The 14,127-nt window shown below is 53.2% G+C and carries 14 protein-coding genes and 1 other RNA gene; 12 read left to right on the top strand and 3 right to left on the bottom strand.

Translation table 11 applies throughout. The features are described from left to right. The first annotated feature begins 4 nt into the window (after nucleotides 1–4). The 6 genes from PFER_RS08195 (at nucleotide 5) to rnpB (ending at nucleotide 4,835) form a co-directional block, all read left to right on the top strand. Nucleotides 5–1,393, top strand: a complete 1,389-nt coding sequence (locus PFER_RS08195; RefSeq protein WP_048151035.1) for an ATP synthase subunit B — start codon at nucleotides 5–7, stop codon at nucleotides 1,391–1,393. A 30-nt stretch (nucleotides 1,394–1,423) separates the two neighbouring features. Then, complete coding sequence (locus PFER_RS08190) at nucleotides 1,424–2,065, top strand: V-type ATP synthase subunit D (protein WP_048151033.1); 642 nt, start codon at nucleotides 1,424–1,426, stop codon at nucleotides 2,063–2,065. A gap of 45 nt (nucleotides 2,066–2,110) precedes the next feature. After that, entirely contained in the window at nucleotides 2,111–2,518 is a 408-nt protein-coding gene (locus PFER_RS08185) for a DUF61 family protein (protein ID WP_048151030.1), read from the top strand. After that, nucleotides 2,518–2,799 carry a hypothetical protein gene (locus PFER_RS08180; protein ID WP_245612511.1) on the top strand — a complete coding sequence of 94 codons (282 nt, stop codon included), beginning with the start codon at nucleotides 2,518–2,520 and terminating at the stop codon, nucleotides 2,797–2,799. Before PFER_RS08185 ends, PFER_RS08180 begins: the two co-directional genes overlap by 1 nt. 56 nt (nucleotides 2,800–2,855) lie before the next feature. Beyond that, nucleotides 2,856–4,487 (top strand): hypothetical protein, encoded by a 1,632-nt coding sequence (locus tag PFER_RS08175; RefSeq protein WP_048151026.1) that lies wholly within the window; start codon nucleotides 2,856–2,858, stop codon nucleotides 4,485–4,487. A gap of 32 nt (nucleotides 4,488–4,519) precedes the next feature. After that, an RNA gene (gene rnpB, locus PFER_RS11890) (RNase P RNA component) lies at nucleotides 4,520–4,835 on the top strand. 30 nt (nucleotides 4,836–4,865) lie between these two features. Here the strand turns inward: rnpB and bpsA are convergent. Further along, nucleotides 4,866–5,921: a N(4)-bis(aminopropyl)spermidine synthase gene (gene bpsA, locus PFER_RS08170; RefSeq protein WP_048151023.1), complete on the bottom strand. Its 1,056-nt coding sequence runs from the start codon at nucleotides 5,919–5,921 to the stop codon at nucleotides 4,866–4,868. A gap of 78 nt (nucleotides 5,922–5,999) precedes the next feature. Between bpsA and PFER_RS08165 the strand changes: the two genes are divergently transcribed. The 3 genes from PFER_RS08165 to PFER_RS08155 all read left to right on the top strand — a co-directional run bounded on the left by PFER_RS08165 (nucleotide 6,000) and on the right by PFER_RS08155 (nucleotide 7,670). Further along, nucleotides 6,000–6,740, top strand: a complete 741-nt coding sequence (locus tag PFER_RS08165) for an ATPase (RefSeq protein WP_048151020.1) — start codon at nucleotides 6,000–6,002, stop codon at nucleotides 6,738–6,740. A 69-nt stretch (nucleotides 6,741–6,809) separates the two neighbouring features. Next, a complete protein-coding gene (locus PFER_RS08160; RefSeq protein ID WP_048151017.1) occupies nucleotides 6,810–7,340 on the top strand; it encodes a metal-sulfur cluster assembly factor in 531 nt (176 codons plus the stop codon). Nucleotides 7,341–7,478: 138 nt separating this feature from the next. Beyond that, nucleotides 7,479–7,670 carry a ferredoxin gene (locus PFER_RS08155; protein ID WP_048151014.1) on the top strand — a complete coding sequence of 64 codons (192 nt, stop codon included), beginning with the start codon at nucleotides 7,479–7,481 and terminating at the stop codon, nucleotides 7,668–7,670. Between the two features lie 88 nt (nucleotides 7,671–7,758). On the opposite strand, the gene PFER_RS08150 is transcribed toward PFER_RS08155, so the two are convergent. Continuing rightward, on the bottom strand, nucleotides 7,759–8,931 hold the full coding sequence (locus tag PFER_RS08150; protein ID WP_048151012.1) for a nicotinate phosphoribosyltransferase: 1,173 nt from the start codon (nucleotides 8,929–8,931) through the stop codon (nucleotides 7,759–7,761). A gap of 82 nt (nucleotides 8,932–9,013) precedes the next feature. Here PFER_RS08150 and PFER_RS08145 point away from each other — a divergent pair, with 82 nt between their 5' ends. After that, nucleotides 9,014–11,527 carry an N-6 DNA methylase gene (locus PFER_RS08145; RefSeq protein WP_052696209.1) on the top strand — a complete coding sequence of 838 codons (2,514 nt, stop codon included), beginning with the start codon at nucleotides 9,014–9,016 and terminating at the stop codon, nucleotides 11,525–11,527. 48 nt (nucleotides 11,528–11,575) lie between these two features. Here PFER_RS08145 and PFER_RS08140 read toward each other — a convergent pair whose 3' ends face one another. After that, nucleotides 11,576–12,478: an MBL fold metallo-hydrolase gene (locus tag PFER_RS08140; RefSeq protein WP_048151010.1), complete on the bottom strand. Its 903-nt coding sequence runs from the start codon at nucleotides 12,476–12,478 to the stop codon at nucleotides 11,576–11,578. Nucleotides 12,479–12,748: 270 nt separating this feature from the next. Between PFER_RS08140 and PFER_RS08135 the strand changes: the two genes are divergently transcribed. Beyond that, nucleotides 12,749–13,222: a pyruvoyl-dependent arginine decarboxylase gene (locus PFER_RS08135; RefSeq protein ID WP_048151007.1), complete on the top strand. Its 474-nt coding sequence runs from the start codon at nucleotides 12,749–12,751 to the stop codon at nucleotides 13,220–13,222. Nucleotides 13,223–13,276: 54 nt separating this feature from the next. Continuing rightward, nucleotides 13,277–14,125, top strand: a complete 849-nt coding sequence (speE, locus tag PFER_RS08130) for a polyamine aminopropyltransferase (protein WP_048151003.1) — start codon at nucleotides 13,277–13,279, stop codon at nucleotides 14,123–14,125. Nucleotides 14,126–14,127 lie beyond the last annotated feature (2 nt).

Raw genomic sequence — 14,127 nt, 5'->3', positions numbered from 1 at the left:
GAAAATGGTCGGAAAGGAGTACTCCACGATAAGCAAGATTTACGGTCCTCTGATGGTCGTTGAGGGCGTTAAGGGCGTCGCCTACGGTGAGGTCGTAGAGGTAGAGGTCGAGGGCGGAGAGAAGAGGAAGGGACAGGTTCTCGAGGCCAGGGAGGACATGGCCATCGTCCAGGTCTTTGAAGGAACGCGCGACCTCGACGTTAAGACGACCAGCGTCCGCTTCACCGGTGAGACCCTCAAGGTTCCCGTTTCGATGGACATGCTCGGAAGGGTGTTCAACGGTATCGGCAAGCCCATTGACGGCGGCCCGGAGATAATCCCCGAGGACAGGCGCGATGTCCACGGCGCCCCGCTCAACCCCGTCGCCCGTGCTTACCCGAGGGACTTCATTCAGACGGGTATAAGCGCCATAGACGGAATGAACACCCTCATCCGCGGCCAGAAGCTCCCGATATTCAGCGGTTCTGGATTACCGCACAACATGCTCGCGGCGCAGATAGCAAGGCAGGCAAAGGTCCTCGGTGAGGAGGAGAGCTTCGCGGTGGTCTTCGCCGCAATGGGTATCACCTACGAGGAGGCCAACTTCTTCAAGAAGAGCTTCGAGGAGACGGGTGCAATAGAGAGGGCGGTGCTGTTCCTCAACCTCGCGGACGACCCGGCCATCGAGCGTATCATCACCCCGCGTATGGCCCTCACCGTGGCTGAATACCTTGCCTTCGACTACGACATGCAGGTGCTCGTTATCCTCACGGACATGACCAACTACGCGGAAGCACTTCGTGAGATTTCGGCAGCGAGGGAGGAGGTTCCCGGAAGGCGCGGCTACCCCGGTTACATGTACACTGACCTTGCCACCATCTACGAGCGTGCCGGCAGGGTGAAGGGAAGGAAGGGAAGCATCACACAGGTGCCCATCCTCACGATGCCAGATGATGACATCACCCACCCGATTCCGGATTTGACGGGCTACATCACCGAGGGACAGATAGTCCTCAGCAGGGACCTCCACAGGAAGGGTATCTATCCCCCCATTGACGTGCTCCCCTCCCTCAGCCGTCTGATGAAGGACGGTATCGGTAAGGGAATGACAAGGGATGACCACCCGCAGCTCAGCCAGCAGCTCTATGCAGCGTACGCCGAGGGCAGGTCATTGAGGGACCTCGTCGCGGTCGTCGGTGAGGAGGCATTGAGCGAGACCGACAGGCTCTACCTCAAGTTCGCCGATAGGTTCGAGAAGGAGTTTATCGCCCAGGCCTACGACGAGGACAGGGGCATCTTCGAGACCCTCGACCTTGGATGGGAGCTCCTCTCGATACTCCCGGAGAGCGAGCTCAAGCGTGTCAAGAAGGAGCAGATACAGAAGTACCACCCCAAGTACAGGAGGAAGGCCTGACCTTCCCCACTTTATTTGGAGGGGTGATGAATGGCAGAGATACTCAACGTCAAGCCAACGCGTATGGAGCTGCTGAAGCTCAAGAAGAGGGTAGCCCTGGCCAGGAAAGGTCACAAACTCCTCAAGGAGAAGCAGGATGCCCTCATAATGGAGTTCTTCACGATATACGATGAGGCGCTCCAGCTCAGGGGGGAGCTCAACAGGAAGATGGAGGAGGCCTTCGAGGTTCTCAGAATGGCCGAGGTCGAGGTCGGCGTCAGCAAGCTCAAGGAAATCTCCCTAGGCGTTAAGCCCAACAGGGAGATCGAGATAAAGAGACGGAACGTCATGGGCGTCCCGGTTCCCCTCATAGAGTCCGAGGGCTTCAGGCGCTCCATGGAGGACAGGGGTTACGCCTTCGTCTCGACGACCGCCAGGGTTGACCAGGTGGCCGACAAGTTCGAGGAGGTTCTTGAGCTGGCCGTCCGTCTGGCGGAGGTGGAGGAGACCCTCAAGAGGCTCGCGAAGGAGATAGAGAAGACGAAGAGGCGCGTTAACGCACTCGAGTACATCATCATCCCGCGCATGGAGAACACCGTCAAGTTCATCAAGGGAAGGCTCGACGAGATGGAAAGGGAGAACTTCTTCAGGCTCAAGAGGGTCAAGGCCCTCCTCGAGGCCAAGGCCTCGTGACTTTTTCTTCACAAACTTTATGAAAGCGACTGTTTATTTCCAACCATGCCCGAGCCCGACGAGATAATAAACAGGGAACTCATGCGCATAAACCTCCATCTCCCGAGACAGCGGAAGAGCCTCTCGGCCCTGTTGAGGGAGGAGGACCCCTCCGTAAAGCTCAGGGATGGAAGCGAGCACCACTTCAGGAGACAGGAGCTCGAAAGGCTCTCCGAGATAATAGACGAGAGCGAGTGGGACAGGCTTTTGCTCCCCATCCCCCTTGAGGTGAGCACGCTGTGGCACGGCTACTTCAGGGTCAGGGGGAGGCTCGAGGTAGAGGTCATCGAGAAGCTCCTCGGAACCTACGACTTCCTCGAGGAGAAGAGTGAAATAACCCTCCCGCGCTACCTGCTCCCAAGGATAAGGCGCGAGCTTCCCACGACGACCACCTACGTGTTCATAATGGAGTGATGACTATGGACGACGAGAGGGTGCTCCTGAACTACTACGCGATGACGGTTCCAAACGTCACGGTTTTAGCCGGGAGCATACTAGGGCTGCTCTTTCTTCTCCGGGTGGATTTAAAGCTGGCCCTTGGAGCCTTTTCAACGTTCTACGGGCTCTCCCTAACGATAATACACCTCATAGTTAGAGAACAGTTCGGAAGGCTCAGGCTCTACAGGCTGGTGTTCCTGTTCTCTGTCTCCCTCATCCTCATGGGACTAATCCTAGTGGCCTCGAGGTTCATGTGACCATTTCGTTTAGCAAACCATTTATACCATCAGGGCCAAGTTTTAATGGTGGTGACATGGGAAAAGGTCACTGGATTATCCCCATACTCCTCATGCTCCTCATAACACCCTTCGTCGCGGGCCAGTTCGGGGAGTTTAAGGTCTCGGGAAAAATCCTCATAGTCCGTGGCGATTCTCAAAACGGATACCTCACGTTTAAAAACGAGGAAAACGCCGAATTCAGCGTGGTTTCTTTCATAAAATACAGGGTTCTTGATGCTGAAGGGGGAGAAGTTGAGGGAATAGACTTCAAGCTCTTCCCCGATAAAGCCACGAACTGGAGAACGGATGAGGAGAGGGATATAGCGTACGCAATAACCGTCCCCGGGAATTTCAAAGGGGGCAACTACACTATAGAGGCCACCCTCTGGGGATTCGACACCGCGGGAAAGCTCCACGTCATGACCGCCCTGATACCCCTGGAGGTGAGGGAGTACCCCCTCGAGGTTCTCGATATGGGCTCCTACATAGAGGGCAAGCCCCGGGAGGAGATGAAGGCCTTTACCGGGAACAGGCTCGTGGGCTACGCGCGCGTTAGGAACTATCTCAGCTCTCCCGTGGAGGTCGAGGCCAGTATTGAGCTCTCGAAGGACGGAAAGAGCCTTCTCTCCCGCTCCGCCAGATTCAACGTCAGCGGTGAGGACTTCCTAAACCTCGGTATCGAGGTGCCCTACACCCTCCCCGACGGCAACTACACCCTAACCTTCTCCATCTCCCACGGAAACAGGACGTTCAGGAGCGTTGAGGAGTACCACGTCACCTTCGGGGTCGAACTGACGGGTGTGGGCGTGAGCTACCCCCAGGTTCTGGAAGGGGCTGAGAACGAGCTCTACGTCTACATGTACTCCGAGAGAACCATAGGAGCCAACGTCACCATAACCGTTGGGAACGAAAACTTCAGGAGGGAAATCGAGCTCAAACCAAGCAACAACATAGTCCTGACGTTCAAAACGCCACCGCAGCCCATCGGCGAGGTGAACTTCAGCGTCGAGCTCTCCCACGGTGAGCGGGTTCTCGGGAGAGCGGCCGGAAGCTACCTCGTCATCGGCATGCCCTCCATAGGTGAGGTTGACGTCCTGCCCTCGGGGGATAGGGTGGCCCTCCTGGTCACCCTGGAGAACCCGAACGCCTTCCCCATCGAGGCCACCCTCCGCTACCTGCTCTACACCGGGAACGGCATACTCACGGAGGGCAGCAGGGAGCTGACGCTCCAACCGGGGGAGGAAAGGGCGAAAATAGAGGAGGAGGTTCCAGCGGGGGTCGAGGTTCACTACACCATCTATCTCGAAGAGCTCGGAAGGAGCGAGAGGAAGGACGGCAGCTTCAGAATAGTGCCCCCAACGTCGAGCACGAGCACAACCACCTCGCGTACAAGCACTACACGCACAACCACCTCAAGCGTGGCCACCACCCACTCCACACCGTCGAACACCACCACGACGGTTCCAGAGGAGGGCAGCTCGGGGGGAGCTTTGATCCTCCTGGTGCTCCTGATAGTACTGGCCCTCGTGGGGGCGTACCTCTACACCAGGCCGCGCGAGAGGAGGAGGGAGCGGCCGAAACCGAAGCGCCGTTCACCCCTCGGGAAGTTCAAGAGGCCAAAGATGCCCCAGTTCAGGGAGCTCAAAAACCTTCCCAAGAAACGCTAACGTTTTAACCCCCACCCTCAACATTACCCTAGGTGAGGGGGCTGGGGCTTTCCGCAAGGAGGAAGTTCCGCCCACCACACCGGGGCCGCGGTGCCGCAAGGCACCGGCCGAGAGGCCGGGCAACGGCGCAGAAACGACACGGCCTCCGGGGGGTGTGAATGAAAGCGGCGAAGGAACCCGGCGACGGGTTTCGAGCTAACCCGCAGACGATCCCGGAGGATGCGGTGAAACGGCCGTCCCGCGGGGTGCAAGGCCGAGAAAGGGGCGATGAAGTCCCGGTGCGAGCCCCGTGGTAGGCCGCTCAGTCGAATGCCCCATAGTACAGAAGGCGGGCTACAGCCCCCTCGCCTCACTTCCGGAGAAGAGAAAAAGAGAGGTTCACGTGGTGGAGCTCTCCTCGTCGTCGTAGAGCTCTTTTCCAACGGTTATCTCGTCCTCAAAGCCCCTTGAACCCTCAAGCGTCTGTATCCTGAACATGTAGCTCTTGTACCAGTTGTGCTTCGGCAGGGTTTTGATGGGTATGAGCTGCCATGCCCTCGTCTCCTCCGCGTAGCCCCAGTTGACGTACTCGTTGAAGTTCCTTATGATGTCCGTGATGACAACGTTGAACTCGTTGAGGAGAACCCTCTGTATCTCGCGCCACTTGTCGAGGGAGCTTTCGCGCCTCGTTATGCCGAAGTAGCCGGCGCATCCCGGTCCCTTGAGGGTCGCTATACCCCTTCCCACGAAGGAGCGGATTGCATGAACCGTCTCGGGCGGGTCGGTTATGAAGGTGTCGAACTTGTGGAGCGCGTAATCAGGGAGGGGCTTCCTGAGGTCGAAGGTGAACATCTCTATGTTGCTGTATCCTATCTCGTCCGCTACCTTCTCGATGAACCTCACGAGGCGCTCGTCTATATCCAGAACGGCTATCCTCTTTGGAAGTCCGGAAAGCATGAGGGCCACGCTGGTCAGGTCGTCGTCCCCTAAAACGAAGACCTCCTTGTTCTCAAGGTCGCCGCGGGTGTGCATTAGGGCTATCCTAGCCACGGTGGTCTCGGGGGTAACGTAGGCCTGGTCGAACTGGTGGGCCGGCTCGGGTCTGTCCCTGGTTATCTCCTTGAACTGCTCGAGAAGGTCGCTGAAGGCGTCGAGCTCGACCGTCTTTCCCCCGCAGTGGGAGCACGTGTAGTCCTTCCTCTCCCCTATTCCATAATTCTCCACCAGCTCCTTCCCGCTCTGGGTCAGGAGCACGCGGTTGTCCTTGAAGGCGACGTAGCCCCCTTCGCTGAGGGCCCCCAGTATCGCCACCACGAGCGGGAGGGGCTCCTCGCTCAGGTCAACTACCCTCCAGATGTCATCGCTCGCGAGAACCGCGCTCAGAACGTTCTCAACGCTTCTCTCGTAGACAGGGATGCCAGTCTTCTCCTTAACCCTCTCCATCACATCTCTCACGTTACCACCCCCAAGTTCTCAAAAACCGTGCAGTAGGGTTTTAAAGGCCCCCCCATTTAAGCTTTTTGGGGAGAGAAAATGCTGAAGCCTGTTGGGAATGATTTCATCAAGAGCTACCGGGTGAGAAACTCGCTCAAGGCCCTCGAGAGGGTGAGGGATGCCATAGGAGAAGAAGCGTACGAGCGCTTCAGGGCCCTGCTTCACTACCGCCTAAGGGGAGAGGACTTCGACCGCTCGCCCGTTGGCGTCAAGGTGGCCCTGGCGTTCTCGGGAGGCTCGGACAGCACCGCATCCCTAAAGGTTCTCCGCTGGGCTGGCTTTGACGTCGTCCCCGTGATGGCGAGGCTTCCCCAGATGAGGGAACCCGTCCTCGTAAGGGCGCAGCTCGAGGGGGCCGTTATCGTGGACGTTCCAGGGTACCTCGACGTCATAGGGGCGCAGGTGAGGAAGAGGGCCCCCATATGCGGGCGCTGCCACTCCATGGTGATGGGGGCCGTTAAGGGCTACGCGAGGGAGAGGGGCATAAAAATCGTCGCGAGCGGCGACCTCCTGACGTTCGGGAGCCTCTCCATATACCCGGAGGGGGATATGGTGAACCTCAACTTCCCGGCGTTCCTGGCCATGGACAAGAGAGAGGCCATATCGCTCCTCGGGAGGAAGTACTCCCTCGGCTTCGGCTGTCCCCTCTGGAAAGCGGCTTCAAGGGAAGCCAGAGTGCTGAAACGCTTCGGAATCCAGAGGGTCATGAGGGAGCTCAACGCGGGCGCGATAGACGGCGAGATTGCGAAGGCCCTAATACTCGATATACTCAAGCCCTAAAGCACTACCCATTCCTGACCCAAAAGGTTTAAATCTGTCTTCTCCAACCCAAAATCAGGTGATGAACTCATGGTCACTAAAGAGGAAGTTGAAAACGTCGTTAAGGGAATTATTGACGAAAAGTACCTCAAATCCCTCGAGGTTGACGACAAGGGCAACGTAACGGTTACGCTCGCAAAGGACACGCCCGATGTTGACAACGCCCTCATAAAGCTCCATTCGGAGATAGGGAAGCTCGAGGGTGTCGGGCTGATAACTATCAACAGGGAGCACGAGGTCAGGGAGGAAGGCGGAGTGGAGATTACCAAGGAGGCTGTCCTCGAGAAGCTCAAGGAGGTCATTGACCCTGAGATAGGAATTGATGTTGTAAACCTCGGCCTCATTTACGAGCTGAGGATCAACCCCGACAACACCGTGTACGTTAAAATGACGATGACGACCCCCGGCTGCCCGCTCACAATGTGGATTCTGAGGGCCGTTGAGGACAAGGTGCTCGAAATCCCGGGCGTTAAGGATGCCGAGATTGAACTCACCTTCGACCCGCCCTGGAGCCCGGACATGGTGAGCGAGGAGTACAAGAAGAGGCTCGGCCTCATGTGAGGCAAAAATAAGTAATCGTGCCCTAAAATGTCCATCAGCGTCTCTTCTTTTCATTTTAAAGCAAAAGACTGAAGCAGCTTCCTTAAAAGGCGAAAGGTTTATATTCTGGATGCGTGACTATAATCCGGTGATGTTGCCATGGCGTGGAAGGTTACGGTTGACCAGGACACCTGCATTGGAGATGCCATCTGTGCCAGCCTCTGCCCGGACGTCTTCGAGATGAACGACGAGGGCAAGGCTGTCCCGATAGTTGACACTACCGACCTCGACTGCGCCCAGGAGGCCGCCGAGGCCTGCCCGGTCGGCGCTATAACCCTCGAAGAGGCCTGAAGGCCCTTCTTTTTCTTCTATTGTCCCCAGCTTAGAAGCTCCCTATAGTTTTTGAAGTTGTCCACGGAGGGATAAAAAGAAATGGGGGTCATTCGAGCGTCAGGTTGAACTTCTTCGCCTGCTCCAGCACATACTCCCTTATCTCCCTCGCCTTCGGAAGTTTAGCGACTATCTCACCGTTCTCGATGAGCGGCTTGAGGAGAGGTTCGACCTTCGCGCCGCAGACAGGGCACTTCTCGAGCTTCCTATCCGCGGGAACGCGGTGGTAGTGGCCGTTCTCACAGCGGTATATCTGCTTCCTTCCGCTCAGTTTGCCGCGCTTGGTCATCGGCTTTCCTTCTACCTCAACTATGTCCAGGGAGAAGTCAACCGGCTTGGCGCTCGCTATGCTTCCGCCAACTCCAAAGGCATCGGCAACGTCGGCGAGTTCTTTTAAGCTCTCCTCGTTCAACCCGCCGCTGAGGAAGATTTTAACGTGTTTGTAGCCCCTAAGATCAAGCTCCCAGCGGACTTCCTCCACTATGCGCCTGAAGTTGCCCCTCCTTGAGCCTGGAGTGTCGAGCCTTACCGCGTTGAGCCTCTCCCCGAGGGCCTCCGCGGCCATCAAAGCTTCAAACTTCTCGTCGTAGAAGGTATCAACCAAAGCGGTCCTCGGAACCTCCGGGGGCATTACCTCATCGTAGTACTTCCAGGCCTTCACCTGGTCGCCGACCGTTATGATCAGCGCGTGGGGCATCGTTCCAACGGGTTTTTCCCCTATCATCTCGGCCCCGAGAACGCCGGAGACGCCGTCGCACCCGCCGATGAAGGCAGCTCTGTCTATCATCGGAGCGATGGCCGGGTGCATGTGCCTTATCCCGAAGGAGTAGACGGGCTTGAACTTGGCTGCTATCTTGGTTCTGAGTGCGGCGGTGGCTATGCCGCTCGCCTGGCTGAGCATGCCGAGCAAAGCAGTCTCGTAGATTCCGAACTCCTTATAATAACCTTCTATCTGGAGAACCGGCTCGTAGGGGTGGAATATTGTGCCTTCAGGCATCGCGTAGACGTTCACTGGGAGACCTTCAAGAAGCTTTGCAACCTCTTCGACCCCCGCCAAGACGCCCCACTTCCAGCCGTGCGGTAACGAGGTCGTCGAGACGTCGGCGAAGACCTTTTTGTGAATGCCCTTCTCCTCAAGAATTTTCTTCGTCCTGATGAAGTAGACGTCGGTGGTTCTTCCAGTCCTGATATCCTCTTCATGGGCGATGTAGAAGTCGCGCATTTTTAATATCACCCAACTGGGGATATAACCCTAAAGTTTTTAATGTTATTCTGAGATTCCACTATTAGAGGTGTGGCAGATTATGAATATAGTAGATCTTATCAAATTAGGAATAGACGATGGCCTAATAAAAATAGTAGAAGGAAATAGAATCAGTTATACTATTCAAGGGAAATCATATAATTTCAGTGATCCCGAAGAAAAAATTAGAGCTGCCACTTATGTGAAGTTAGTAAAATTTTATAAATATCCCCCAAATCGAATTGATTTCGAAGTTGAACCTCCGCAGAGAGAACCAAAACAGCCCGCTGATATAGTTGTCTTTGAGGATGACTCTCATGAAAAAGCTTTCATTGTAGTAGAATGCAAGCCTGGTTCTTCTGAAGAAGAACTTCAAATAGCAAAAAAGGAGGGACTTGGAAACGCTAACCTTCTCAATGCTAAGTATCTACTTGTTGTTTGTGCTGATAAGGAGTATGCTTATGATGTTTCCACCCACCCAAGTACTTGGAAGTCTCTAGACAAATACCTAATTCCCCAGGTTCCTGTCCAATACGGGCGCCCTCCAAAATATAGATACAAAAAAGGTGAACTCTTTTTTGATTTACAAGAGGTTAGCCTCAAGGATCTGAGAAGTGTTTTTAGACGGTGTCACAATCTGCTTTGGGAAGGAGGCAAACGAGATCCTACTGAAGCGTTTGATGAGATGAGTAAACTCATGTTTGCCAAAATCTATGATGAAACGTTCACAAAAGTTGGAGACTATTATAGATTTCAAATTGGACTAAATGAAGATCCAAAAAGTGTCGCTGATCGTATACGAAAATTATACGAGGAAGTTAGGGAAAGTGAACCCGATGTTTTTGGAGATCCTATTAAAGTCTCTGACGAGATTATATATGAAGTTTGTAAAGTTCTTCAAGGAATTTCATTAACGAAGACTGACCTTGATGCAAAAGGAAGAGCTTTTGAGGAATTCTTAGGGAAAATATTTAGGGGGGACTTTGGCCAGTATTTCACTCCTCGTGAGATTGTAGAATTCATGGTTAAGTTCATAGACCCTGACTTTAATGAGTTAATTATTGATCCTGCTTGTGGAAGTGGGGGTTTCCTCCTGTATTCTATCAAGCACATCATGGATAAAGCTATTAAAGCGTATGGGAAGGATCCCTCTAGGGAGATAATATGGAGTTTTTCACATAACAATGTGTTCGGGATAGAAATCAATGATAAGATTGCCAGAATAGCAATGATGGACATGAAACTACATGGAGATGGACATACAAATATTGAATGCAATGATGCACTTGATGATTTTGAGAAATTTGATAAACGAAAAGATATAAGGCCCAACAAATATCATGTTCTTTTAACTAATCCACCATTTGGTTCAAAGATAAAGCGATCAGTAAAACATTATTTTGTAAAATATGAACTTTCAAAAAATGATAAAGGTAAATTGAAGCCCTCAGAAATGTCAGAGATTCTTTTTATCGAAAGGAGTCTTGACTTACTTAGGCCTGGAGGCAGGATGGGTATCATCTTGCCCGATAGTGCATTTACCAATAAAAACAACATTAGAGTTGTCAAATATATCATGTCACGAGCCAAGGTTTTAGCAGTTATAAGTTTGCCGGAACATGCATTTGTACCTTTTGGTTCCCAGCCTAAGACTAGCATCCTTTTTCTAGAAAAACTAAGGGATGGGGAAGATATTGAAGATTATCCAATATTTATGGCACATATAGAGAATATTGGATATGATTCGACTGGTCGCGCGGATAGAAATGACCTCCCGGAAGTACTAAAGGAGTGGGAGAAGTTTAAGCAGGACTCTAGTGGGTATCCCTCCCATAAACACGTTTCGAGCAAACTCTGGTTTACTAAAGTCATGTCGTCTCAGGTTGGAACAAAATTAGATGTTGAGGCATATGGTAAGGAATATGTAGATATTCTAAACAAAATTAATTTACTGAAAGCACAGGGCTTCATAGTAGCTCCGTTAAAAGATATTACTACAGATATATTCCCTGGAATCGGTCCAAAGAAAGACGACTATATAGATACTCCTCGCTCAGGGATACCTATAATAAAAACTGCCTCAATCCGAAAGATAAAAGATCGGATTGGTATCATAGAATGGGACAAGGTTTCATTTGTTAACCGTTCCAAATATCGTAACTCAAAGAAATTCCTCCAGAAATATGACATACTGTTGCAGTCTGTAGCACATTCTAAAAGATACATTGGTGATAAAATTGCGATTATTTCCGAGATTCCGGAGAAATATAAGAAGGTTTTGGCTTTAAGTAAGTTCTTGATACTACGACCAGATATCAATAAAGTGGATCCATATTATTTGTACTTATACTTACTATCCGAATTTGGACAAATACAAATCAAACATTACATTCGCGGCATGAGTGCGGAGATTTATAAGTTTGATATAGAGAATTTACTTGTGGTGTTACCACCTAGAAGTACTCAAGAAGAGATAGCAAGCAAGTTCCTAGAGACAATAGATGAAGTGCACAGATTGGAGTATGAACTAGAGAATAAAAAAGATCAGTTGAAAAAGTTACTCCAAGTATTTTAAAGTCTTGCTTTTCATCTTTTTCATCTGTACTTTTTGCAGAACTTCCCCTCACCCCAACCTGAAAGGCACCTCCGCTTCTTCTCCCCTCTCGATTCTGTGGAGCTCCCTCCTGTAGGCCTCAAGCGGTTTGTCCTCTACCTTGAGGTAGCCTGCGAAGGTCTTGGGCCTCCTCTCAAGCTCGTCGAAGAACTCCGGATACCGTTTGTCCCTGACTATGTGGTGGTCGAGGATTACCTCGGCGTTCGTCTCGCGGATTATCTCGTTGAGATTCTTAACGCCCGTCTCCCAGGAGCCAGCCGCCCTCGGGCCGAGGTAAGTCGGTGGCCCGCCGGTTATGAGAAGATCGGGGTTCTTCTCGACTATCCACTCGACGGCCTTCCTGTTCAGCAGCTGGATGTCGCTCGCGTGGATTATCCTTTTGCTCCCGTCGTCGATAAGAACCATGATCACGAAGCCGAGCTTGCTCCCTTCGCCCCCGTGCGGCACTGCCGGTGAGAACTCCAGGGTAACCCCGCCGAGGTCGAAGGCCCTCCCGTCGGCGAATTCTATCTCCTTGGCTATCGGCTCGGCGTTCTTTAGGAAGGCCCAGGCACGCTTCCTCTGGCTGAAGTTTATGTTCTCCCTCGGGTGCTTGATGAAGAGGAGCTTTCCGGTGTAGATTTCCCTCGCAAAGGCTTCGCTGGAGCTCTCGTAGAGGCCCTCGAAGAAGGGAGTGTGGTGATCGTAGTGGTAGTGTGAGATGGTCACGACGTCGGCCTTTCTTGCGTAGCCCTGGAGCTTCTTCCGCATCTGCTGGAGCATTCTGAGTTCGATTTCCGCAGGGGGGAGGCCGTAGCGCTTTGGGCCGAGTGCCACTCCGGGGTCTATGAGGATCTTCACTCCAGACGCCTCGACGAAGGTTGCCAGACTCCTGACGCCGAGGCTCTCCGAGGCGAGGGGGATTATGCGCATCGGGTTCACCTTAAATTCAATTTCCCCTCCAGAGATTAAAGTCTTACTCCACCATGCACACACAAATACCCCCATGGCCCAAATGGGCATTTTGGAGCGCTAGCGGTCGAGAGAACGCCCCTACTACCCTGAGAGGGGCTTTCCACCAATGGGAAAAGCTTTATAAGTGAACCGTGGAGCTATATCTAAGTAGAGGGTCCATAGTCCTCTCAAAATCAGCTTTAGTGAAAATAACCTTTTCACAGCCGAATAAACGGAGGGATAAGAGATATGAGCTGGACAACTCCCAAAAAAGCGATTATGGTTGCCGCGAGTGCGGAGGGCGGTACCAAACTCAACGCCTTTGACAACGCGCTCCTCAAGATGGGTATAGGTAACGTTAACCTCGTTAAGCTGAGCAGCGTCATACCCGCGCACATAGAGTGGGTCGAGAAGATGCCGGAGATACCCATTGGAATGCTCCTGCCGACTGTCTATGCGCACATCGAGAGCGACGAACCCGGCTCAACCATAAGCGCCGCACTTGGCGTCGGCATAAGCGAGAACAACGAGGGCGGCCTCATCTACGAATACTCGGGCTACTGCACCAAGGAAGAGGCCACGGAGATGGTGAAGAAGATGGTGGAAGAGGGCTTCAGGGTCAGGGGATGGAAGCTCAAGGAGTTTAAAGTCGTCGTTTCGGAGATAACGGTCAGGGACAAGCCCGCCGCAGCCCTCGCCGCCGTCGTTATGTTCCCCTACTGACCTCTTCTCAAACTTTTTAAGCAAACCGGCGTAGAAGTTTCAGAGGTGATGATGATGCACTTCATTGAGTGGTACCCCCTCGGATACGGTGTCGCCTTCAAGGTCACCGGGAGGCTCTACGAAACCCAGACCAAATACCAGAGGCTCGAGATATACCAGACGGAGGGATTTGGAAAGCTCCTCGTTCTCGACGGGACAGTTCAGCTCGTCGAATTGGGTGAGAACAGCTACCACGAGCCCCTCGTTCACCCCGTCATGCTCTCCCATCCAAACCCGAGGAGGGTCCTCGTCATCGGGGGCGGCGATGGAGGGACCCTCAGGGAAGTTCTAAAGCACGAGAGCGTTGAGAAGGCCACGATGGTGGAGATTGACGACGGAGTCGTTGAGGCCTCCCTCCTCTACCTCGATGTCGCGAAAGACCTCCTTGAGAGACTGATCAAGAAGGAAGAGCCGCGGGCGGAGCTCATAATCGGTGACGGAGTCGAGTACATGAGAAACTCGAAGGAGAAGTTCGACGTCATAATCGTTGACTCAACCGACCCCGTTGGCCCGGCGAAGCTCCTCTTCTCCGAGGACTTCTACCGCGACGCCTACAACGCCCTCGGCGAGAGGGGGCTCTACGTTACCCAGGCGGGAAGCGTTTACCTCTTCACGAATGAGCTCCTCGATGCCTACAGGAACATGAAGAAGGTCTTCGACAGGGTCTACTACTTCAGCTTCCCGGTAATAGGCTACGCCTCCCCCTGGAGCTTCCTGGTTGGAGTGAAGGGAGATATCGACTTCACGAGGGTAGACCTCGAGAGGGCCAAGGGGCTTGACCTCACCTACTACGACCCGGAGAGGCACGAAACCCTCTTCCAGATGCCGCGCTACGTGAGGGAACTCATAGAGAAGGAGGAGTGACT

The organism is Palaeococcus ferrophilus DSM 13482 (assembly GCF_000966265.1).
GTDB classification, from domain to species: Archaea; Methanobacteriota_B; Thermococci; order Thermococcales; family Thermococcaceae; genus Palaeococcus; species Palaeococcus ferrophilus.
This window is presented reverse-complemented; position numbering and strand designations above follow the sequence as displayed.